This is a genomic window from Mycobacterium sp. E3198 (assembly GCF_001667015.1).
Lineage (GTDB): Bacteria > Actinomycetota > Actinomycetes > Mycobacteriales > Mycobacteriaceae > Mycobacterium.
Genome location: NZ_LZIS01000002.1, coordinates 1 through 19,677, shown reverse-complemented (window position 1 = coordinate 19,677; position 19,677 = coordinate 1). Strand labels below are relative to the sequence as shown.

Genomic DNA, 19,677 nt, shown 5'->3' with positions numbered 1-19,677 from the left:
CGAGCTGCCGGTGTCCGTCGAGCTGGTGGTCAGCCACACCGAGCCCGGCCTGCAGGGCGACCGGTCCAGCGCGGGCACCAAGCCCGCCACCGTGGAGACCGGCGCGGAGATCCAGGTGCCGCTGTTCATCAACACCGGCGACAAGCTGAAGGTGGACACGCGCGACGGCAGCTACCTGGGCCGCGTCAACGCGTGAGCCGGCCTCCCAAGGGACGTCATCAGGCGCGCAAGCGCGCCGTCGACCTGCTGTTCGAGGCCGAGGCCCGCGGGCTGAGCCCGGCGGAGGTCGTCGACGTCCGCACCGAGCTCGCCGATGCGAACCCGGACGTGGCGCCGCTGTTCCCGTACACCGCCGAGGCGGCCCGTGGGGTCAGCGAACACACCGCCCACATCGACGACCTGATCAGCTCGCACCTGCAGGGCTGGACGCTGGACCGGCTGCCCGCGGTGGACCGGGCGATCCTGCGGGTCGCGGTGTGGGAGCTGCTCTACGCCGACGACGTGCCCGAGCCGGTCGCCGTCGACGAGGCCGTCCAGCTGGCCAAGGAGCTGTCCACCGACGAATCGCCGGGCTTCATCAACGGGGTGCTGGGCCAGGTCATGCTGGTGACGCCGCAGATCCGGGCGGCCGCCAAGGCGGTCCGGAAGGAACCATGACGCGGCTGGAGCTGCGGGTCGCCGTCGCCGCCTTCCTGGCCGCGACGGTGGTGCTGGGCGCCGTCGTGTGCGCCGCGTACGGCTGGACCGTCGCCGCCTCGGCGCTGGCGATCTACGCGCTGGGCGTGGGCGCCTGGCTGTACCACTCGATCGAACGCCTGATCGTGGCGCGGCGCATCAGCACGGTCCGTTCGGCGGCCCGGCCGCTGCAGCCGCTGCTGCCGGTGATGGCCGCCATCATGGGCCTGACGCAGGCCGTGGTGCGGTCGCTTACTGACGTCACCGAGCTGCCGGCGCGCAGCCGGGAGCTTCCCGTGCTGCGGTGGATGGACGCCCGGGCGAATCGGCGCATCGTGGACAGCGACGACGAACTGGACGGCTGACCCGGGAGCGCCTCGTGATCACTGTGGACCGCTTGGTGAACGTGCTGGGGGGTTACGGGGTCCGGCTGCGCTGGTCGTCGCTGCCCAGGTCGACCGAACTGCGCAGCGTGGTGATTCACGAACCGACCGCCGAGCGTCCCCTGGTGGGCGACGTGTTGCTGGCGATCGGCGCCGGCTCGCCGCAGGAAGCGGTCGAGTGGGCGGCGTCGGCCCGCGCGGTGGTGGTGTTGACGCGCGACGGTGCGGAGCCGACGGCTGGGGTCGAGCCGAGAGCGGTGCTGGTGCTCGACGGGTCGGTGTCGTGGAGCGAGGTCGCCGCCGTCGTCTACGGGCTGGTGCTGGAGGGCCGCGAGACCGAATCGGGTCGCGGCCCCACCGACATGTTCGCGCTGGCCGACAGCCTGGCCGAGTCGATCGGCGGCGCGGTGACGATCGAGGACCGGCTGCTGCGAGTCTTGGCGTACTCCCGGCGCCAGCAGCACGCCGACCCCGCGCGGGCCGAGACCATCCTCGGTCGTCAGGCACCGGAGCGCCTGCGCGCGCTGTTCGAGGCGCGCGGCGTGTTCGCGCACCTGGCCGGCTTCGACGACCCGTTGTATGTCGCGCCGGACACCGAACACGGCCTGACCGGGCGCATGGTGGTCGCGGTGCGGTCCGGGCAGGAGCTGCTGGGTTCGGTCTGGGTGGCGTGCACGGCCCCGCTGGACGGCGCCGAGCGCGCCGCGCTGGCCGACGGCGCCCGGACCGTGGCCCTGCATTTGCTCCGCTCCCACGCCAGCGCGGACCTGGAGCGCCAGATCGAATCCGAGCTGGTGATCCGGTTGTTGGAGGGCACAGTCGATGCCGCGACGCTCGTCACCAGGCTGGGCCTGCCGCGCGGGCCGCTGCGGGTCGTCGCGCTGCAGGCGTCCGTGGGCGGCGAGCGCGACGCCGCGCTGCTGCTGGCGTTCGAGCGCGCCACCACGGGGTTCGGCTGGTCGCGGCCCGGCCGCAGCGCGCTGGCCGGAAACACGGTCTACACCCTGCTGCCCGGTGAGGCAGCCGCGGCCGCGCGACGCTGGGTGGGCGACCTCACGGCGGCCCTGCCCGACGCGGCGGTCGTCGCGGCGGGCATCAGCGGGCCGGCCGAGGCGACCGACCTCATCGCCGCGCGACGCGAGGCGGACGAGTGTTTGGCGCTGCACGAGTTGTCCTCGGGCGGTGGCGCGCCGCCGGTCTACGACGAGGCGTGGGACGACATCCTGCTGCAGCGGCTGCGCACCGCGGCGCGATCCGGCCGGCTGCCGGACCGTGGCCCGGTCGCCGAATTGCGCCGCCACGACCGGGAGAACTCCACCGACTACGTCGCGACGCTGCGGGCCTGGCTCGAGGCCCAGGGGGACCCGGTGCGCGCGGGCGAGCGGTTGCGGGTGCACGAGAACACCGTGCGATACCGGCTGCGCAAGATGGCCGAGATCACCAACCTGTCGCTGGACGATCCCAAGAAGCGGCTGGCGATGACGATCGAATTGGCGGCCACCGACATCTGAGGACCCGCACTGTCGGAACGCGACAACGCGCGGCGGCGGTGTTGTCCGGCCAGGGCAAAGCCTTTCTGCGCCGTCGCGGCGACCATGGAGTGGTAACCAAAGCCCCGCTGTTGAGGTGACCGATCCCATGACCACTCCGCGCCCCGGCGAGTTGGAAACGTTCGACGTTCCGGCGCGCATGCCGCGGCCGCTCGCCCGGCTGTTCGGCCGGAACCCGTTGGTGCGCACCGCCGACCGGCTCGAAGCGCTCCTGTTGGTGTTGGCGTTTGCGGTGTCGATCCTGTCGCTGCCCGTCGCGGCCGCCGTCGGGACCGCGGTCCACGAAACCCGCGCCCGCGTCTACGCCGAGCAGGCGCAGACCCGCCACCAGGTGGTCGCGACGATCACCGGCGAGAGCGACGGCCGCCGCAATCTGTCCAGCCCGACGGTCACCGCGCCGGCGCGCTGGGTGGCCGCGGGGACGGAGCACGCCGGCATGGTGGTCGTCGAGCGGGCGGTGAAACCCGGTGATCGCGTTGACGTGTGGGTCGACGAGCAGGGCTCGCCGGTGAGCAAGCCGATGTTTACCGCGGTGGACGAGGCGGTGGCGGCCGGGGCGGCCCTGTGGTTCGGCGTCGTCATCGGGGCGGTCGCGCTGTTCGGCCTCGCGCGCACCCTGCTCGACCGGCGCCGTCACGCCGGCTGGCAACGCGACTTCGACCGCATGGTCAGCAGCAGCGCCGCGCAATAGCCGCGGCCTACCGAGTCGTCAGGGGCGGTTGCCGAACCGCGGCCCGTCCCTGACGGCACCCATGGAAAGGAAATCGATGAAAATGATTGACAAGCAAGGAATTATCCTGACCGGACACGAGCACGGCCGGCTGCTGAGCGAGCTGACGGCGCTGCGCTCCCGCCGCAGCATCGAAGTGCCGGACGACTTCATGGATCACGATGCCAATCGCATCGCGCGCTACTCGGCGCGAAGGGCGCGCATCCGGGAGATCGAGGACCTGCTGGCTCGCGCAATCGTGAAGGACACCGCGGAGAACATCGCCGAGCCGGGCATGGTCCTCACCATCCGCTACGAGGACAGCGGCGACACGGAAACCTTTCTGCTGGGCCGCTACGGCGCCAAAGGCGCCGGCATCCCGGTGTACTCGACCCTGTCGCCCCTGGGCCGCGCGATCGCCGGCGCGCGTCCGGGGGAGCGGCGTGTCTACTCGATTCCCGACGGTGCCAGCCCGGTCGTGACGCTGATAAGCGCGGAGAGCTACGTATCCGAATCGGTCGCGTGATATTCGAGCTGGTCGACCCCGTGGTCGTGCTGTTCGTGTTGGTCGCGGCGGTGGGCCTCGTCGTGGCCGTCGCCTACGGCAAATCGGACCGCCGATAACGGTTCGATCCTGTCGAAATGGTCGCGCGCCGGCGCAGCGCGCGCCACAATATTTGCTGGCTATGAACAGAATCGCGGCCGGCGTCGCCGCCTCGTTGACTCTCGCCGCGATGGCCGTGCCCGCGGCCGGGACCGCGCGCGCCGATTCCTACCAGTCGTTTCAGTCGCCGTCGGGCAATATCGACTGCGGGCTGTTCTCGATGGACAACGACACCGTTGCCATGTGCGAGATCCGGGACCACACCTGGGCGCCTCCGCCGCGCCCGTCGCCCTGCATGGGGGGCTTCGGGGATCGGATCAGCCTGGTTGAGGGCAGCGCGCCGAAGATGGCATGTCATACCGACACCGTCAGAGGCCCCGGGCATCCGACGCTGCAGTATGGTCAGACGCAGTCGATCGGGCCGATCTCCTGTGACAGCGAACCGTCCGGCATCACCTGCACGGATGCCAGCACTGGCCACTATTTCCTCCTGGCGCGCGATAATTACGAGTTGCACTGACGCGCGGAAGGTGACCACATGAACAAAGACAGCGCCCGCCCGCGCCGGCTTCGTGTGTCGGCGCTGGCCGCCGTGGCCAACCCGTCGCACACGCGCCTGGACACCTGGAACCTGCTCGACGACGCGTGCCGCCACCTGGCCGAGGTCGACCTCGCCGGCCTGGACAAGACGCACGACGTGTGCCGGGTGCAGCGGCTGATGAATCGGCTCGGTGCCTACGAGCGGTATTGGCTGTACCCGGGCGCGGCGAACCTGGCGACGTTCCGCACCCACCTCGACGCGCTGTCGACGGTGCGGCTCGCCGAGGAGGTGTCGCTGGCGGTGCGGCTGCTGAGCGAATACGGCGACCGCGCAGGGCTTTTCGACACCTCCGCGCCGCTGGCCGAGCAGGAGTTGGTCGCCCAGGCCAAGCAGCAACAGTTCTACACGGTGCTGCTCGCCGACGACGCGCCGGCGACGGCGCCCGACAGCCTGGCCGAGTGCCTGCGGGCGCTGCGCAGGCCGTCCGACGAGGTGCAGTACGAGCTGCTCGTGGTGGGCAGCATCGAGGACGCCATCACCGCGGTCGCGCTGAACGGCGAGATCCAGGCCGCGATCATCCGCCACGACCTGCCGCTGCGCTCCCGTGACCGGGTGCCGCTGATGAACACCCTGCTCGGTCCGGCCGGCGACGACGTGGTGGCCAGGGACACCCAGGACTGGGTCGAATGCGCCGAATGGATCAGGGAGCTGCGGCCCCACATCGACCTTTATCTGCTCACCGACGAGTCGATCGCCGCGGAGACCGAGGACGAACCCGACGTCTACGACCGCACGTTCTACCGGCTCAACGACGTCACCGACCTGAACAGCACCGTGCTGGCGGGTCTGCGAAACCGGTTCAGCACACCGTTTTTCGACGCGCTGTGCGCCTACGCGGCGGCCCCGGTCGGCCAATTCCACGCGCTGCCCGTCGCGCGCGGCGCCAGCATCTTCAACTCCAAGACCCTGCAGGACATGGGCGAGTTCTACGGCCGCAACATCTTCATGGCCGAGACGTCCACCACGTCCGGGGGATTGGACTCGCTGCTGGACCCGCACGGCAACATCAAGGCGGCGATGGACAAGGCGGCCGTGACGTGGAACTCCAACCACACCTACTTCGTCACCAATGGCACCTCGACCGCCAACAAGATCGTCGTGCAGGCCCTGACCCGCCCGGGCGACATCGTGCTGATCGACCGCAACTGCCACAAGTCGCACCACTACGGCCTGGTGCTGGCCGGGGCCTACCCGCTGTACCTGGACGCCTACCCGCTGCCCGAGTACGCGATCTACGGGGCCGTGTCGCTGCACACGATCAAAAAGGCGCTGCTCGATCTCGAGGCCGCCGGCCAGCTGCACCGGGTGCGGATGCTGCTGCTCACCAACTGCACCTTCGACGGCGTCGTCTACAACCCGCGGCGCGTGATGGAGGAGGTGCTGGCGATCAAGCCGGACATCTGCTTTTTGTGGGACGAGGCGTGGTACGCGTTCGCCACCGCGGTGCCGTGGGCCCGGCAGCGCACCGCGATGGTCTCCGCCGAACGCCTCGAGCAGATGCTGGCGTCACCGGAATACGCTGCCGAATACCGGGAGTGGGCCGCGGAGATGGAGGGGGTGGATCGCTCCGAGTGGCTGGAGCGCCGGCTGCTTCCCGACCCGGCCCGCGCGCGGGTGCGGGTGTACGCCACGCATTCCACGCACAAGTCGTTGTCGGCATTTCGGCAGGCGTCGATGGTCCACGTGCGCGACCAGGACTTCAAGGCGCTGACCCGCGACGCGTTCGCCGAGGCGTTTTTGACCCACACCTCGACGTCGCCGAACCAGCAGCTGCTGGCGTCGCTGGACCTGGCGCGCCGGCAGGTCGACATCGAGGGCTTCGAGCTGGTCCGCAACACCTACAACATGGCGCTGGTGTTCCGGCACCGGGTCCGCAAGGACCGGCTGATCGGCAAGTGGTTCCGCATCCTCGACGAGTCCGACCTGGTGCCCGACGAGTTCCGGGCGTCGTCGGTGAGCTCCTACCGTCAGGTCCGCCAGGGCGCGCTGGCCGAGTGGAACGAGGCGTGGCGCTCCGACCAGTTCGTGCTCGACGCGACGCGCGTCACGCTGTTCATCGGCAAGACCGGCATGAACGGCTACGACTTCCGCGAGAAGATCCTGATGGACCGCTTCGGCATCCAGATCAACAAGACCTCCATCAACAGCGTGCTGCTGATCTTCACCATCGGCGTCACCTGGTCGAGCGTGCATTACCTGCTCGACGTGCTGCGGCGGATCGCGACCGACTTCGAGCGCAGCGAGAGCGTCGGCGGCAAGGAGGACCGCGCCCTGCAGCAGCGCCGGGTGGAGGAGATCACCGAGGACCTGCCGCACCTACCGGATTTCAGTGAGTTCGACGTCGCCTTCCGCCCCGTGGACGCGTGCAAGTTCGGCGACATGCGCTCGGCGTTCTACGCCGGATACGAGGAGTCGGACCGCGAGCACGTCCTGATCGGCATGGCCGGGCGGCGGCTGGCCGAGGGCAGGACCCTGGTGTCCACCACGTTCGTGGTGCCCTACCCGCCCGGCTTCCCCGTCCTGGTCCCGGGCCAGGTGGTCTCCAAGGAGATCGTCTACTTCCTCGCCCAGCTGGACGTCAAGGAAATCCACGGCTACAACCCCGACCTCGGACTGTCGGTGTTCACCGACGCGGCGCTGGCCCGCATGGAGGCCCAGCGCAACGCGGCGACGGCCGCGGTGGGCTCGGCGTTCCCGGCCTTCGAGCTGCCGCCCAACGGCCCCGCCGCCCCGGCGCGCAACGGCGACAGCGTCGCGCAGCCGGTCAACGAACGCGCCTGAACGGCGCTATCCGGTGACGGCCGACCAGTCCGAGAGGCCCTGCCGGATGCCCCGGGCGATCGCGTCCTTGCGGGCAGGGCTGCCGGCGGGAGCCGCCTGTTGGCAGCTGCAGCTGAGGGTGTTGAACGCGCCCGGGTCGGCTACGGCCGGTGTCAACCCGACGACACCGGCGCCAAGGGCAATCGCAACGCCGATCACGACCTTGGTGGCGAATCTGGGTACTTCAGGCATGACCGCCTCTCTCTAGGGCGACGTCCGCGTCGTCCGCATCGACCAACGTCGGCGGCGCCGGCCCGGGTCCGATGTCCACGACGCCCTCGTCGCATTGGTGAAGGCTGCTGATCAGCAGCGCGTGACAGTTGTCGGCGCCGTCGGCGTGACAGGCGTAGAGGTAGTTGCCGGAGACCCGTCGGTCGACGTGCGCGGGCGCCAGATAGAGCTCGGCGTTGCCCATCCAGCCCATCGTGGAATCCTCAACGGCGATGGGCATTTCGCCCGGCAGGTCGGCGAGTATTCGGCGCAATTCCTCGACGTTCATCGCAGCGCCAGCCTACGAGGGGGTCGCTGAGAAGCCGCTGAGAAGCCCGCTGAGCTGCGGTGTTTCCCGTCCGGCCGGGGCCTTGCAAGAATCGGAGGGTGCGCTGGTCCGCCGTGTGGCCGTTTCGGCGAAGCTTGGGCATCTCCGCTCGCTCGGCCGCGGTGTCCGCGGTCGTGGTGCTGTTGGCGCTGGCCCTCGCCGGCGCGGGACTGGACGCGCTGCTGTACCGGACGTTGTTGGGGGGCGTCGACGACGCGACCGCGGGCCGGGTGCGCAGTATCGCGGAGGCCGTGCGGACCGATTCCGTCAACGACGTCGACAGCGCCCTGCTGACGACCGACCAGCGCGTGGTCGCGATTCAGGTCATCGCGCCCGACGGCAAGGTGGTGGTGCGGTCCGGATCGGCGCCGAAGATGCCCATGGTCCCGGTGACACAGTTCGGCTACCGGTTGCGCCGCGGCCTGCCGGATGACGTGATGCCCCACGACGACATGCGCGTCAGCGGTCAGCGGGTCGCAACCCCGTCCGGTGATTACACGGTGATTGTCGGAGGGGGCAGCGAGGCGGTCGAGGCGACCGCGTGGGCGGTCGCGCTGCTGTTGGCCTGCGGCGCCCCGATCATCATCGCGGTGGCGGGCGCCGCGAGCTACTGGCTCGTCCGCCGGTCCCTGCAGTCGGTGGACGCGATCCGCAGCAGGGTGGCCGAAATCTCCACTTCGGATCTGGCCGAACGGGTTCCGGTGCCCAGCAGCCACGACGAGATCGCGGCGCTGGCGGTCACCATGAACGAGATGCTGTCGCGCCTCGAGGCCGGTCACCGCGCGCAGCAACGGTTCCTCGGCGACGCCTCCCATGAACTGCGCAGCCCGCTGGCGACCATCATCTCCGGGTTGGAGGTCGGCGAGGCCCACCCCGAACTGCTCAGCGCGGAGTTGACGATCGACACGCTGCTGCCCGAGGCGCACCGCATGCGCACGCTGATCGAAGACCTGTTCCTGCTGGCCCGCGCCGACGAGCAGAACCTGTTGCGGCACACCGAAGAGATGTCCCTCGATGATCTCGCCGGCGTCGAGGCCGCCCGCGCGCGGCGCGAAGCGGGATGCGCGGTCCACACCGACATCCGTCCGGCGCGCCTGACCGGTGACCCCACGGCCATCTCCCGGATGATCCGTAACCTCGTGGATAACGCTGTCCGCCATGCGAACTCGTGCGTCGCCATCGAGGTCGGCAGCCGCAATGCCGCGGCCACACTCACCGTGAGCGACGACGGTCCCGGCATCCCGCCGGCCGAACGGACTCGGGTGTTCGAACGCTTCGTGCGCCTGGATTCCGACCGCTCCCGCAGCGGCGGCGGTGCCGGCCTTGGCTTGGCGATCGTCGCCGAGATCGTGGACGCCCACGGCGGCACGATCGCGATCGGCGACCGGCCCGGCGGCGGGACCACGATGAGCGTGGAGTTGCCTCAGCGCAGCAATCGGTAACCGACGCCCCGGACCGTCTCAATGGTGTTGGTGCCGAACGGAAGATCGATCTTGCGGCGCAGATATCCGACATAGACCTCGACGACGTTGTCCGGGCCCTGATGGTGCGCGTCCCAGACGTTGCGCAGGATCTCGGCCTTCGTCACCACCACGTCCGTGTTGCGCATGAGGAACTCCAGCAGCCCATACTCGCGCGGCGTCAGGGTGATCGGGGTCGAGCCGCGGTGGACCGTGTGCCGGGCCGGGTCCAGTAACAGCGACCCGGCGGTCAACACCGTCGGCCGCTCCGGCGCGCCGCGACGCACCAGCGCCCGCAGGCGGGCCACCAGCACCCGGAACGAAAACGGTTTGGTCAGATAGTCGTCTGCCCCGAGGTCGAACGCGTCCGTCTCGTCGTACTCGCCGTCCTTGGCGGTCAGCATGAGCACCGGTGTCCAGACGTTCTGTGCCCGCATCCGGCGCAGCACCTCATAGCCGCTGTGGCCGGGGAGCATGATGTCGAGCACCACGACGTCGAAGCTTTTCTCGACCGCCCGCCGCAGGCCCTCGACGCCGGTGCCGACGGCCACGACGACGAAGCCCTCGGCCTTCAGCCCCATGGCCAACGTCGCCGACAAGCGCGGCTCGTCCTCGACGATCAGGACTCGCATGTCGTCACGCTACGTCGGTCGCGGCTTCCGCCTGACCGGGATGACGTCCGGGGCGCTGCGGCAGGACGATGAGCAACGCGATGATGATCGCCGCGATGACCGCCGAAGCCAGTGGGCGGCTCAGCGCCAGCCCGCCATCGGCGACGGGCTTGTCCAGGAAGTCGCCCACGGTCGCGCCGAGCGGCCGCGTGAGGATGAACGCGACCCAGAACAGGGTGACCCGCGACACGGAGGTCCAGAAATACAGGGCCACCACGGCGGCGAGCGCCGCCGTGAACACCAGTGCGCCGCGCTCGTAGCCGAATCCGCGGGTGTCGGCGAGCCAATCGCCGAGGGCGGTGCCCAGCGTCTGCGAAAACGTGATCGTCGCCCAGTAGAACGCCTCCACCTTGGGCGTCGAAACGGTGTTCACCGACACCGTTCCCTGCGACCAGCGCCACAGTCCCAGCGTGGCCACCAGGCAGGCCAGCAGCAGCAGCGAACCGCCGGTGTAGCCGATGCCCAGCTGTCGGTCGGCGAAATCGGCCAGCGTCGTGCCGAACGTCGTCGAGGCCACGATCGTCGCCCAGTAGAGACCCGCGTGGAAACGCTTGGCGAGGATTTGCGCGGCAACCAGCGCTATCAGCACGACGCCGAACAGCGCCACGCCGGCCAGGTAACCCCAGTTCAGCGTCATCGTGACGGTGTCGCCGCCGGTCTCGCCCAGCGTCGTCGCCAGGATCTTGATGACCCAAAAGCCCAGCGTGACCGCCGGCACCTTGGTCAGGGCATGTTTCGCAACATCGTTCACAGTTGATGATCTTCCGGTGTGGTTGTCGTTCATGTCTACGGGAGCCCCGCTGAGAGATCGCTGAGATGATTGCTGGGTGGCGGCCAAGTTTCGGCTGTGAAACGCGGGGCCGGACGCCAGACCCGGAATGCCACGCGCTCAACATGTTTCGTAATACGAGCGACATCACGCCGTCGACGCGATTTGATTGCTGGATGGCAATTACCTGAGCATTCAATAAGTTACACCGCTTCGACGGTGCCACCATGGATGAATGCTGAAGGAATCGGACATCAAGTTCGGACTCGGCGCGGGGGCGCGGTGGTCGATCATGGCCATCTCCTTGGGGGTGACGGCAAGCTCATTCCTCTTCATCAATGGCGTTGCTTTCCTTATCCCTTCGTTACAGGCTCGACGCGGTATTCCGCTGGCCGAAGCCGGCCTGCTGGTGTCGATGCCCAGTTGGGGCATGGTCCTCACGCTGATTCTGTGGGGCTATGTGCTGGACCGCGTCGGCGAGCGCGTCGTGCTCACGGCGGGCTCTGCGCTCACCGCGGCTGCGGCTTACGCTGCGGCGTCGGCTCATTCGCTGCTGATGGTCGGCGTCTTTCTGTTCATGGGCGGGATGGCCGCGGCCGGTTGCAATGCGGCGGGCGGCCGGCTGGTGTCCGCATGGTTCCCGCCGCACCAACGCGGCCTGGCGATGGGCGTCCGCCAGACCTCACAACCGCTGGGAATCGCTCTGGGCGCGTTGATGATTCCGGAGCTCTCCGAACGCGGCCCGCACCGCGGGCTGATGTTCCTCGCGGTGATTTGTACGGTGGCCGCGGTCGCCAGCGCGATCGGAATCGTTGATCCGCCCCGCAAACCCCGCTGGGAGGCCGCCCACGCTGAACTGGCCAGCCCGTATCGGGGCTCGTTCGTGCTGTGGCGAATCCACGCGGTGGCCGGCCTGTTGATGATGCCCCAGACCGTGACCGCGACGTTCGTGCTCGTGTGGCTGATGGATCACCACGGCTGGTCGGTGGCGGCCGCCGGCGGTTTGATCACGTTCGCCCAACTGCTGGGCGCGGCGGGACGAATCGCGGTCGGCCGCTGGTCGGATCGCGTCGGCTCGCGGATGCGCCCGGTCCGCACCATCGCCATCGCCGCCGCCGCGGCGCTGTTCCTGCTCGCGCTGACCGACGGCAACGCCTCGGGTTACGACGTGTTGCTGATGGTCGCCGTATCGGTGCTCGCGGTGCTTGACAACGGGCTGGAGGCCACGGCGATCACCGAGTTGGCCGGGCCGTACTGGAGCGGACGCGCGCTGGGCGTGCAGAACACCACCCAGCGGCTGGTGGCCGCCTCCGGGCCGCCTCTCTTCGGCGCGCTGATCATGGCGGCCCAATATCCGGCGGCCTGGGCTCTCTGCGCGGTGTTTCCCTTGGCGGCGGTGCCGTTGGTGCCGACCCGTTTGGTGCCGCCCGGACTGGAACCCACGCCCCCTCCGCGGTCCGAGGACAGGGTGGGTGTGCGCTGACGGCTTCGAAAGTGCTTTCAGAGTGCGGATTTTGGCACGGGTCAGCGCAGGATCTTGGCGTACATGAGGGCGTCCCGGGGCTCGGGTCCCAGGGTGGGGTACACGGCGTGCCGGGCCAGCCGACCCTCCAACCCGAAACCGGCGCGCTCCAGCAGCCGCGCCGAGCGCACGTTGTCGGGGCTGCACGTCGCCCACACGCGATACACCTGCCGATCGGCCTGCAGCGCGGCGAGCAGCAGGTCGAGCACCTCGGACATGTAGCCCCTGCCCCACCACCGCCTGCCGAGGCAGTAACCGACCTCGACCGAATACGGCACCGGCCGTCGGCAGCTGGTCAGGCCGATGACCTCGCCGCTGTTCTTGAGCGTGATGGCCCAGGTCCGCTCGTCGCCGCCGACGTTGATTTTTTCGGTGATCACCCGCCGCGTCGCCGCCACGTCGGGATGCGGCGCCCACAGCAGGTACTTGGTGACCTCGGGATCGCGGGCGACTCGCTGATAGAGCGCGCCCGCGTCGTCGAGCACCGGGGGGCGCAGCACCAGCTTCGGGCCGGTCATGCGGTCGGGCGGGTAGGCGGCGGCCATGCGCTAGAGGCCGAGCGCCTGATAGGTGCGCCGCACGAACTTCGGTTGCGCCGATTGGAGTTTCGACAGCGAGGTGTTGCCCGCGACGGCCGCGGCCACGTCCGCGGACATGTCGGGCAGGTTCTGGACCAGATACAGCAGCACCACCTCGGCGGTCGGGTCCGCCTGCCACCACGTGCCGTACGCGCCGGGCCAGCTGAACGTTCCGAGCCCGCCCGGCCCGAACAGCGGCGCGCTCTTCGCCGGGTCGGTCACCACCGACAGGTTCAGTCCGAACCCGCGGCCGACCCAATACGGCGCCCCGAGGAAGTGGTGCCGCTTCTGCTCGTCGGTGAGCCGGTCCGTCCGCATCAGCCGGGCGGACTCGGCCGAAAGGACCCGCACACCGTCGATCTCCCCGTCGCCGAGCAGCATCCGCACGAACCGCAGGTAGTCGTCGGCGGTCGACCACAGTCCGCCGCCGGCGTTGCAGAACGACGGCGGCCTGATGTGCGGCGGACCCATCGCGTCGTGGTGCAGCCGGCCCTGCCCGTCGAGCCGGTACATGGTCGCCGCGCGGCGGCGCGCCTCGGGGGAGACGAAGAACCCCGTGTCGGGCATGCCTACCGGGCCAAGGACCCGTTCGTCGAGGACCTCGTTGAACGGCTTGCCGTCGATGCGCGAAGCGATGACGCCCAGCAGGTCGATGGAGTGGCTGTAGGTCATCCGCTCGCCGGGCTGATGGACCAGCGGCAGCTTGGCCAGCTCGGCCAGCCAGGCGTCGGGGCCCTGATTGAACGGCAGCCGCACGTAGGCCTTGGCGATCGGCCCGGACACCGAAAAGCCATAGGCCAGGCCGCTGGTGTGGGTGAGCAGGTCCTCGATCAGGATCGCGCGTCCCAGCGGGTGCGTGCGGTCCAACGGACCGTGCGGATCGTCGAGCACCCGCACGTCGGCCAGCTCCGGCGCCCAGCGCACGACCGGGTCCCGCAGCGCCAGCTTGCCCTCGTCGACCAGGCTCATCACGGCCGCGACCGTGACCGGCTTGGTCATCGACGCGATGCGAAACAGCGTGTCCCGCTGCATCGGCAGTCCCGCGTCGATGTCGCGGTAGCCGATCTCGTTGACCTGCAACACTTGTCCGCGCTGCCAGACCACCGTCAAGGCGCCGGCCAGCAGGCCCGCGTCGCACACCTCGCGGATGGAGGCCTGATTGACGTCCAGATTCACCCGGTTCAGGGTAGTGGGCGCCGCCGCCAACATTTCATGACGGTTTCGGTTGGGCAAAGGTCCTGCAGCTTACCCGCGATGCGGGGGCCGATATCGCCCGTTCGGTCTTAGCGTTGGCGGTTATGGCCGGACTGAGCAATCGCGGGCAGCGCTGGCGCACCGCGCTGCGCGTGACCGTGTCGGCGTTGACGGTTGCCCTCGTCGGACTCGGCATCGCCCCCGCGGCGCAGGCGGCCGCGGCGACCGCGACGTTGGCGGTGGAACACACGTGGCAGACCGGTTTCATCGCCCGCTTCGCCGTCACCAACGCGAGCCTGGCGCCGATGAGCGATTGGCGTATTGACTTCGACATGCCGGCGGGGCAATCCGTCGTGCACGCGTGGAACAGCACTGTCACCCAATCGGGCACGCACTTCGTTGTCACCCCCGCGAACTGGAATCGCGTCATCGCGCCGGGTGGTTCGGCCACGGGTGGTTTCAGGGGCGTGCTGATCGGCACCTACTCGCCACCGACGAATTGCGTGCTCAACAGCCAATACCCGTGCAGCTAGCGGTCAGGCGGCGCGGGGCTCGATGACGAATATCTCGAGCCGCCCGGGCGGCGCGCCGGAGCGGTAGCGCGCGCCAGTGGGCGTCGTGAATTCGGCTGTGTGCCTGCCCATTTCGTCCGTGGTGGCGGTGACGCGCCAGCCGGGTGCCTCCTTGGCGTAGTTGCAGCGCTCACACTCGCCGAGCCCGTTCGCCGCGCTGGTGGCACCGCCGCGGTGGTGAGGCCGGGCGTGGTCGTGGTGTCGGATCGGGGCGTCACAGTAGGGAGTGCGACAGCGCTGATCGCGCAGACCGATGAACTTGGCAAGCCCTTTGGGGAAGCACCGCGCCCGCGACTCCATCGCGACCAGCGACCCTGAACCGGGATGCCGGTAGAGCCGCCGCAGCGTGGCCCGAGACCGGTCATCGACGGCCGCGTCGCCCACCAGGTGGCGGGCCACAGCCGCCGGTATCGGGCCGTACCCGTCGACCACCGCCGCCGTGTCGTCATGGCCCAGCAGCGTCTCGTCGGAGATCACCAGGTTGACCGCGATCGGCTCGGCCACCTCGGCGGGCCGGCCGGTGACGCGTTCGACCAGCGCGTCGGCCATGACCTGGCCGCGGGTGCGGCCGTCGAACGTGGTGTCGGCGGCACGCTTGAGGGCCGCGTACACCGCAACACCTCGGGCCACCGGAAGGAGCGCCGTCACCCACGTCATGGTGTCGGGGGCCGGACGAATCGTCACAGTGCGCTCGGACTCGGCCTTGGCCGCGCGGTCGACCACGGCGTGCGGGTCCAGCCGGTAGGCAATCGCCTTGGCCGCCGCCTCGATGCGCGCATTGCCCATCCCGTCCAGCTGCGAGGAGTCGGCGCAGAGCTCGACGTCCAGCGCGCGCCGGTCCTCGACGTCCAGGCAGGCGCTCTCCCGCACGATCAGGGTGGCCCGCCACTCCGACAACCGCCCGGCCTCCAGCGCAGCGAGCGTGTGCGGCATCTCGTTGACCAGCGCCTTCGCGAATCCGAGGTGCCGCCCGCCCTGGGCGGGGGAATCCCGGCGTGCCAGTGCGATCTCGCTGGCCAGTCCGCGCCCACGCTGGGGGGCCGGCACCCCGGTGTCGGCCTCGTTGGCGCGGCGGAGCGCCTCCAGCTGCACGGACGCGCGCGCCTGCTCGGCAGCGGCCGCCGACTTGGCAGTTTCCAAATCGGCGATCCGCGCGATCAGCGCGGCCTCGTCAGGATCGCATTCGAACATGAGTTCGATGCTAGACGAGGGCACCGACACGTCGCCCGGGTCGGCTAGCGCCGCCGCGCGCGGACGTACCAGAACGCCATGTCGATCTCGGTCCCGTCCACCTCGCGACGCACCGTGGCCGGTTCCAGCGCTTCGATATCCCAGCCCGCGCCGCTGAGGACGTCGCGCAGCGTCCGCTCGGGCACCGACGGCCGCGGCCATTCGGTATCGGTCGGGTTCGCGTCGGAGAAGCAACTGATGAGCAAAGTGGCACCCGGCCGGGTCGCCCGGTGCGCCGCGGCGGCGTAGCTGGCCTTGCCCGAGTCGTCGAGGCAGTGGAACATGCCGCTGTCGACGACGGTGTCGAACGCGTCGGTGTAGCCCTCGAGCTTGGTGGCGTCGGTCACCGCGAACCTCACCTCGACCCCGGCGTCGCGGGCGCGCCGCTCGGCGGTGATCAGCGCCGTGGGTGAGATGTCCAGCCCGGTGACGTTGTAGCCGTTGCGCGCCAGGTAGATGGCGTTGTCGCCGAGCCCGCAGCCGATGTCGAGGACGTCACCGTGCACCCAGCCGCCGGAGTGCCACGCGATGACATTCTCCTTGGGCGCCTTGGTATCCCACGGGGGCGAGGCCATCGCCGGGATGCCTTCGCCGGGGCTCTCGCCGCGGTACAGCGCGTCGAAGTCCATGCGCTGCAATCCGGAGGGAAAGCCGGGGGAACTCAAGCCTGTCATTTCACCCAGGTTAGTCCGCAGTGCTACGCTGCCGGGCAGTCGACATCCTTTAACGATCCGTCCAGAGAGGCGGAGAAGGAGGTCAGGTCTTCGCATGTGTGCCGCGGGTGACACGGGCACCGGCCGCGAATTGATGTCGGCGGCCGACGTGGGTCGCACCATTTCCCGTATCGCGCATCAGATCATCGAAAAGACCGCGCTGGACGGTCCCGACGCGCCCCGCGTGGTGCTGTTGGGCATCCCGACCCGCGGCGTCATCCTCGCCCAGCGCCTGGCCGCCAACATCGCCGAATACAGCGGCGTCGACGTCGGGTACGGCGCCCTCGACATCACGCTGTACCGCGACGATCTGATGCAAAAGCCGCCGCGGCCGCTGGAGGACACCGCGATCCCGGCCGGCGGCATCGAGGACGCGCTGGTCATCCTCGTCGACGACGTGCTCTACTCCGGGCGCTCGGTGCGCTCCGCGCTGGACGCGCTGCGCGACGTCGGCCGGCCCCGGGCGGTGCAGCTGGCGGTACTGGTCGACCGCGGCCACCGCGAACTGCCGCTGCGCGCCGACTACGTCGGCAAGAACGTGCCGACCTCGCGCACCGAGAGCGTGCACGTGCTGCTGAGCGAGCACGACGACCGCGACGGGGTGGTGATCTCGCGATGACCCGCCACCTGCTGGCCGCCGGCGACCTGAGCCGCGACGACGCCACCGCCATCCTCGACGACGCCGACCGGTTCGCCCAGGCGCTGGTGGGCCGCGACATCAAGAAGCTGCCGACGCTGCGTGGGCGCACCGTCGTCACGATGTTCTACGAGAACTCGACCCGCACCCGGGTGTCCTTCGAGGTGGCGGGCAAGTGGATGAGCGCCGACGTGATCAACGTCAGCGCGGCGGGATCGTCGGTGGGCAAGGGCGAGTCGCTGCGCGACACCGCGCTGACGCTGCGGGCCGCCGGCGCCGACGCGCTGATCATCCGGCATCCGGCGTCCGGGGCCGCCCACCTGCTCGCCGACTGGACGTGTGCTTCGCCTTTTGAAGGCGACGGCCCGTCGGTCATCAACGCCGGCGACGGCACCCACGAGCACCCGACGCAGGCGCTGCTGGACGCGCTGACCATGCGCCAGCGCCTCGGCGGCATCGAGGGCCGCCGCGTCGTGATCGTCGGCGACATCCTGCACAGCCGGGTCGCCCGGTCCAACGTGATGCTGTTGGCCACCCTGGGTGCCGAGGTGGTGCTGGTCGCGCCGCCGACGCTGCTGCCGGTCGGGGTCGACGGCTGGCCGGCCACCGTCTCCTACGACTTCGACGCCGAACTGCCCGCTGCCGATGCGGTGCTGATGCTGAGGGTGCAGGCCGAGCGGATGAACGGCGGCTTCTTCCCGTCGGTGCGCGAATACTCGGTGCGCTACGGGCTCTCCGAGCGGCGCCAGGCGATGCTGCCCGGCCATGCGGTGGTGCTGCATCCCGGGCCGATGGTGCGCGGCATGGAGATCTCGTCATCGGTGGCAGACTCCTCGCAATCCGCCGTGCTGCAACAGGTTTCGAACGGGGTGCACGTGCGGATGGCCGTGCTGTTCCACGTCCTGGTAGGGGCGGAAGAGGCGGCGGCATGAGCGTCCTGATCCGAGGCGTCCGGCTCTACGGCGAGGGCGACCGGGTCGACGTGCTGGTCGACGACGGGCAGATCGCCGAAATCGGTACGGGCCTGGCCATTCCGGACACGGCTGACGTCATCGACGCCACCGGGCAGGTCCTGCTGCCCGGGTTCGTCGACCTGCACACCCATCTGCGCGAGCCCGGCCGCGAGTACGCCGAGGACATCGAAACCGGCTCGGCGGCGGCCGCTTTGGGCGGGTACACGGCGGTGTTCGCGATGGCCAACACCAACCCGGTCGCCGACAGCCCGGTGGTCACCGACCACGTCTGGCACCGCGGCCAGCAGGTCGGCCTGGTCGACGTGCACCCCGTCGGCGCGGTCACGGTCGGGCTGGCCGGGGCCGAGCTCACCGAGATGGGCATGATGGCCGCCGGCGCCGCGCAGGTGCGGATGTTCTCCGACGACGGCGTCTGCGTGCACGACCCGCTGATCATGCGCCGCGCCCTGGAGTACGCCACCGGCCTGGGGGTGCTGATCGCCCAGCACGCCGAGGAGCCGCGGCTGACCGTCGGCGCCGTCGCCCACGAGGGACCGACGGCCGCCCGGCTGGGGCTCGCGGGGTGGCCGCGCGCCGCCGAGGAATCGATCGTGGCCCGCGACGCGCTGCTGGCCCGCGACGCCGGCGCCCGGGTGCACGTCTGCCACGCCTCCACCGCGGGCACCGTCGAGATCCTGAAATGGGCCAAAGGGCAAGGCATTTCGATCACCGCCGAGGTCACCCCGCACCACCTGCTGCTCGACGACGGCCGGCTGGCCAGCTACCAAGGGGTGAACCGGGTCAACCCGCCGCTGCGCGAGCCCGCCGACGCGATCGCGCTGCGTCAGGCGCTGGCCGAGGGGGTAGTCGACTGTGTGGCCACCGACCATGCCCCGCACGCCGAGCACGAGAAGTGCGTCGAGTTCTCGGCGGCGCGGCCCGGCATGCTGGGGCTGCAGACGGCGCTGTCGGTGGTGGTGCAGACGATGGTCGTGCCGGGCCTGCTGACGTGGCGGGACGTGGCGCGGGTGATGAGCGAGAACCCGGCCCGCATCGTCGGACTGCCCGACCACGGCCGCCCGCTGGAGGTGGGCGAACCGGCGAACCTCACCGTGGTGGATCCGGACGCCACGTGGACGGTCGCCGGGTCGGACTTGGCCAGCCGGTCGGCCAACACGCCGTACGAGTCGATGACCCTGCCCGCCACGGTGACGGCCACCCTGCTGCGCGGGCGGGTCACCGCCCGGGACGGGAAGAGCCCGGCATGAACTCAGGCACGCTGGTGGGGTCGCTGATCTTTGCGGCGGTGCTGGTGGTGGCGATCGCGGTGCCCAGCGTGTCGGGCACGTCGGGCAACTCGCCGATCAGCTCCTGCTGCCGCTGGGCGCGGCGCCGCCAACCGCGCATCATCAGCTGGATGAGCACCGCGATCGCCACCACCAGCACCGCCGCAAAGATCAGCGACCCCACCAGCGTGCCTGAGATCATGCCGGGCTCT

Annotated in this window: 21 protein-coding genes and 2 pseudogenes; 14 read left to right on the top strand and 9 right to left on the bottom strand. The window is 69.9% G+C overall.

What is annotated here, in order from left to right:
• The 8 genes and pseudogenes from A5673_RS01200 to A5673_RS01165 form a co-directional block, all read left to right on the top strand.
• Positions 1 to 196 (top strand): annotated as a pseudogene (locus tag A5673_RS01200) (elongation factor P); the annotation flags it as partial.
• Entirely contained in the window at positions 193 to 657 is a 465-nt protein-coding gene (gene nusB, locus A5673_RS01195; RefSeq protein WP_068226686.1) for a transcription antitermination factor NusB, read from the top strand. The pseudogene A5673_RS01200 and the gene nusB, both read left to right, overlap by 4 nt.
• A complete protein-coding gene (locus A5673_RS01190) occupies positions 654 to 1,040 on the top strand; it encodes an antitermination protein NusB (protein ID WP_068226685.1) in 387 nt (128 codons plus the stop codon). The genes nusB and A5673_RS01190 overlap by 4 nt, the downstream gene beginning before the upstream one ends.
• 14 nt (positions 1,041 to 1,054) lie before the next feature.
• Entirely contained in the window at positions 1,055 to 2,569 is a 1,515-nt protein-coding gene (locus tag A5673_RS01185) for a CdaR family transcriptional regulator (RefSeq protein WP_068226684.1), read from the top strand.
• Between the two features lie 127 nt (positions 2,570 to 2,696).
• Entirely contained in the window at positions 2,697 to 3,299 is a 603-nt protein-coding gene (locus A5673_RS01180) for a hypothetical protein (protein ID WP_068226683.1), read from the top strand.
• Positions 3,300 to 3,381: 82 nt separating this feature from the next.
• Positions 3,382 to 3,843: a GreA/GreB family elongation factor gene (locus tag A5673_RS01175; RefSeq protein ID WP_068226682.1), complete on the top strand. Its 462-nt coding sequence runs from the start codon at positions 3,382 to 3,384 to the stop codon at positions 3,841 to 3,843.
• Positions 3,844 to 4,003: 160 nt separating this feature from the next.
• Complete coding sequence (locus tag A5673_RS01170) at positions 4,004 to 4,441, top strand: DUF6636 domain-containing protein (protein WP_068226681.1); 438 nt, start codon at positions 4,004 to 4,006, stop codon at positions 4,439 to 4,441.
• Positions 4,442 to 4,459: 18 nt separating this feature from the next.
• Positions 4,460 to 7,303: an aminotransferase class I/II-fold pyridoxal phosphate-dependent enzyme gene (locus A5673_RS01165; RefSeq protein ID WP_068226680.1), complete on the top strand. Its 2,844-nt coding sequence runs from the start codon at positions 4,460 to 4,462 to the stop codon at positions 7,301 to 7,303.
• Between the two features lie 6 nt (positions 7,304 to 7,309).
• Here the strand turns inward: A5673_RS01165 and A5673_RS01160 are convergent, their stop codons facing one another.
• A complete protein-coding gene (locus tag A5673_RS01160) occupies positions 7,310 to 7,534 on the bottom strand; it encodes a hypothetical protein (protein WP_068226679.1) in 225 nt (74 codons plus the stop codon).
• Entirely contained in the window at positions 7,527 to 7,841 is a 315-nt protein-coding gene (locus tag A5673_RS01155; protein WP_068226678.1) for a hypothetical protein, read from the bottom strand. The genes A5673_RS01160 and A5673_RS01155 overlap by 8 nt, the downstream gene beginning before the upstream one ends.
• A 98-nt stretch (positions 7,842 to 7,939) precedes the next feature.
• On the opposite strand from A5673_RS01155, the gene A5673_RS01150 reads away from it, so the two are divergent.
• The gene (locus tag A5673_RS01150; RefSeq protein WP_068226677.1) at positions 7,940 to 9,322 is read left to right on the top strand and encodes a HAMP domain-containing sensor histidine kinase; all 1,383 of its coding nucleotides are present in this window, start codon (positions 7,940 to 7,942) and stop codon (positions 9,320 to 9,322) included.
• On the opposite strand, the gene A5673_RS01145 is transcribed toward A5673_RS01150, so the two are convergent.
• Positions 9,304 to 9,972, bottom strand: coding sequence for a response regulator transcription factor (locus A5673_RS01145; RefSeq protein ID WP_068226676.1), 669 nt, complete (start codon positions 9,970 to 9,972; stop codon positions 9,304 to 9,306). The genes A5673_RS01150 and A5673_RS01145 overlap by 19 nt on opposite strands.
• Before the next feature lie 4 nt (positions 9,973 to 9,976).
• Complete coding sequence (locus A5673_RS01140; protein WP_068226675.1) at positions 9,977 to 10,762, bottom strand: hypothetical protein; 786 nt, start codon at positions 10,760 to 10,762, stop codon at positions 9,977 to 9,979.
• 253 nt (positions 10,763 to 11,015) lie between these two features.
• Here A5673_RS01140 and A5673_RS01135 point away from each other — a divergent pair, with 253 nt between their 5' ends.
• Positions 11,016 to 12,263 (top strand): MFS transporter, encoded by a 1,248-nt coding sequence (locus A5673_RS01135; protein ID WP_068226674.1) that lies wholly within the window; start codon positions 11,016 to 11,018, stop codon positions 12,261 to 12,263.
• Between the two features lie 41 nt (positions 12,264 to 12,304).
• On the opposite strand, the gene A5673_RS01130 is transcribed toward A5673_RS01135, so the two are convergent.
• A complete protein-coding gene (locus tag A5673_RS01130) occupies positions 12,305 to 12,847 on the bottom strand; it encodes a GNAT family N-acetyltransferase (protein ID WP_068226673.1) in 543 nt (180 codons plus the stop codon).
• Between the two features lie 3 nt (positions 12,848 to 12,850).
• Positions 12,851 to 14,056: a serine hydrolase gene (locus tag A5673_RS01125; RefSeq protein ID WP_068226687.1), complete on the bottom strand. Its 1,206-nt coding sequence runs from the start codon at positions 14,054 to 14,056 to the stop codon at positions 12,851 to 12,853.
• A gap of 122 nt (positions 14,057 to 14,178) precedes the next feature.
• Between A5673_RS01125 and A5673_RS01120 the strand changes: the two genes are divergently transcribed.
• Positions 14,179 to 14,607, top strand: coding sequence for a cellulose-binding domain-containing protein (locus A5673_RS01120; protein ID WP_068226672.1), 429 nt, complete (start codon positions 14,179 to 14,181; stop codon positions 14,605 to 14,607).
• A gap of 3 nt (positions 14,608 to 14,610) precedes the next feature.
• Here the strand turns inward: A5673_RS01120 and A5673_RS01115 are convergent, their stop codons facing one another.
• Together A5673_RS01115 and A5673_RS01110 are read right to left on the bottom strand one after the other, a co-directional pair.
• Positions 14,611 to 15,837: a DUF222 domain-containing protein gene (locus tag A5673_RS01115; protein WP_068226671.1), complete on the bottom strand. Its 1,227-nt coding sequence runs from the start codon at positions 15,835 to 15,837 to the stop codon at positions 14,611 to 14,613.
• Positions 15,838 to 15,881: 44 nt separating this feature from the next.
• Complete coding sequence (locus tag A5673_RS01110; RefSeq protein WP_156747749.1) at positions 15,882 to 16,514, bottom strand: class I SAM-dependent methyltransferase; 633 nt, start codon at positions 16,512 to 16,514, stop codon at positions 15,882 to 15,884.
• Positions 16,515 to 16,644: 130 nt separating this feature from the next.
• Here A5673_RS01110 and pyrR point away from each other — a divergent pair, with 130 nt between their 5' ends.
• The 3 genes from pyrR to A5673_RS01095 are packed head-to-tail and all read left to right on the top strand — an operon-like array spanning position 16,645 to position 19,447.
• Positions 16,645 to 17,208: a bifunctional pyr operon transcriptional regulator/uracil phosphoribosyltransferase PyrR gene (gene pyrR, locus A5673_RS01105; protein ID WP_068226669.1), complete on the top strand. Its 564-nt coding sequence runs from the start codon at positions 16,645 to 16,647 to the stop codon at positions 17,206 to 17,208.
• Positions 17,205 to 18,158, top strand: coding sequence for an aspartate carbamoyltransferase catalytic subunit (locus tag A5673_RS01100; protein ID WP_068226668.1), 954 nt, complete (start codon positions 17,205 to 17,207; stop codon positions 18,156 to 18,158). The genes pyrR and A5673_RS01100 overlap by 4 nt, the downstream gene beginning before the upstream one ends.
• Positions 18,155 to 19,447, top strand: coding sequence for a dihydroorotase (locus tag A5673_RS01095; RefSeq protein ID WP_068226667.1), 1,293 nt, complete (start codon positions 18,155 to 18,157; stop codon positions 19,445 to 19,447). Before A5673_RS01100 ends, A5673_RS01095 begins: the two co-directional genes overlap by 4 nt.
• A gap of 43 nt (positions 19,448 to 19,490) precedes the next feature.
• On the opposite strand, the pseudogene A5673_RS01090 reads toward A5673_RS01095, so the two are convergent.
• Positions 19,491 to 19,667, bottom strand: a pseudogene (locus A5673_RS01090) (transporter); the annotation flags it as partial.
• Positions 19,668 to 19,677: the final 10 nt, after the last annotated feature.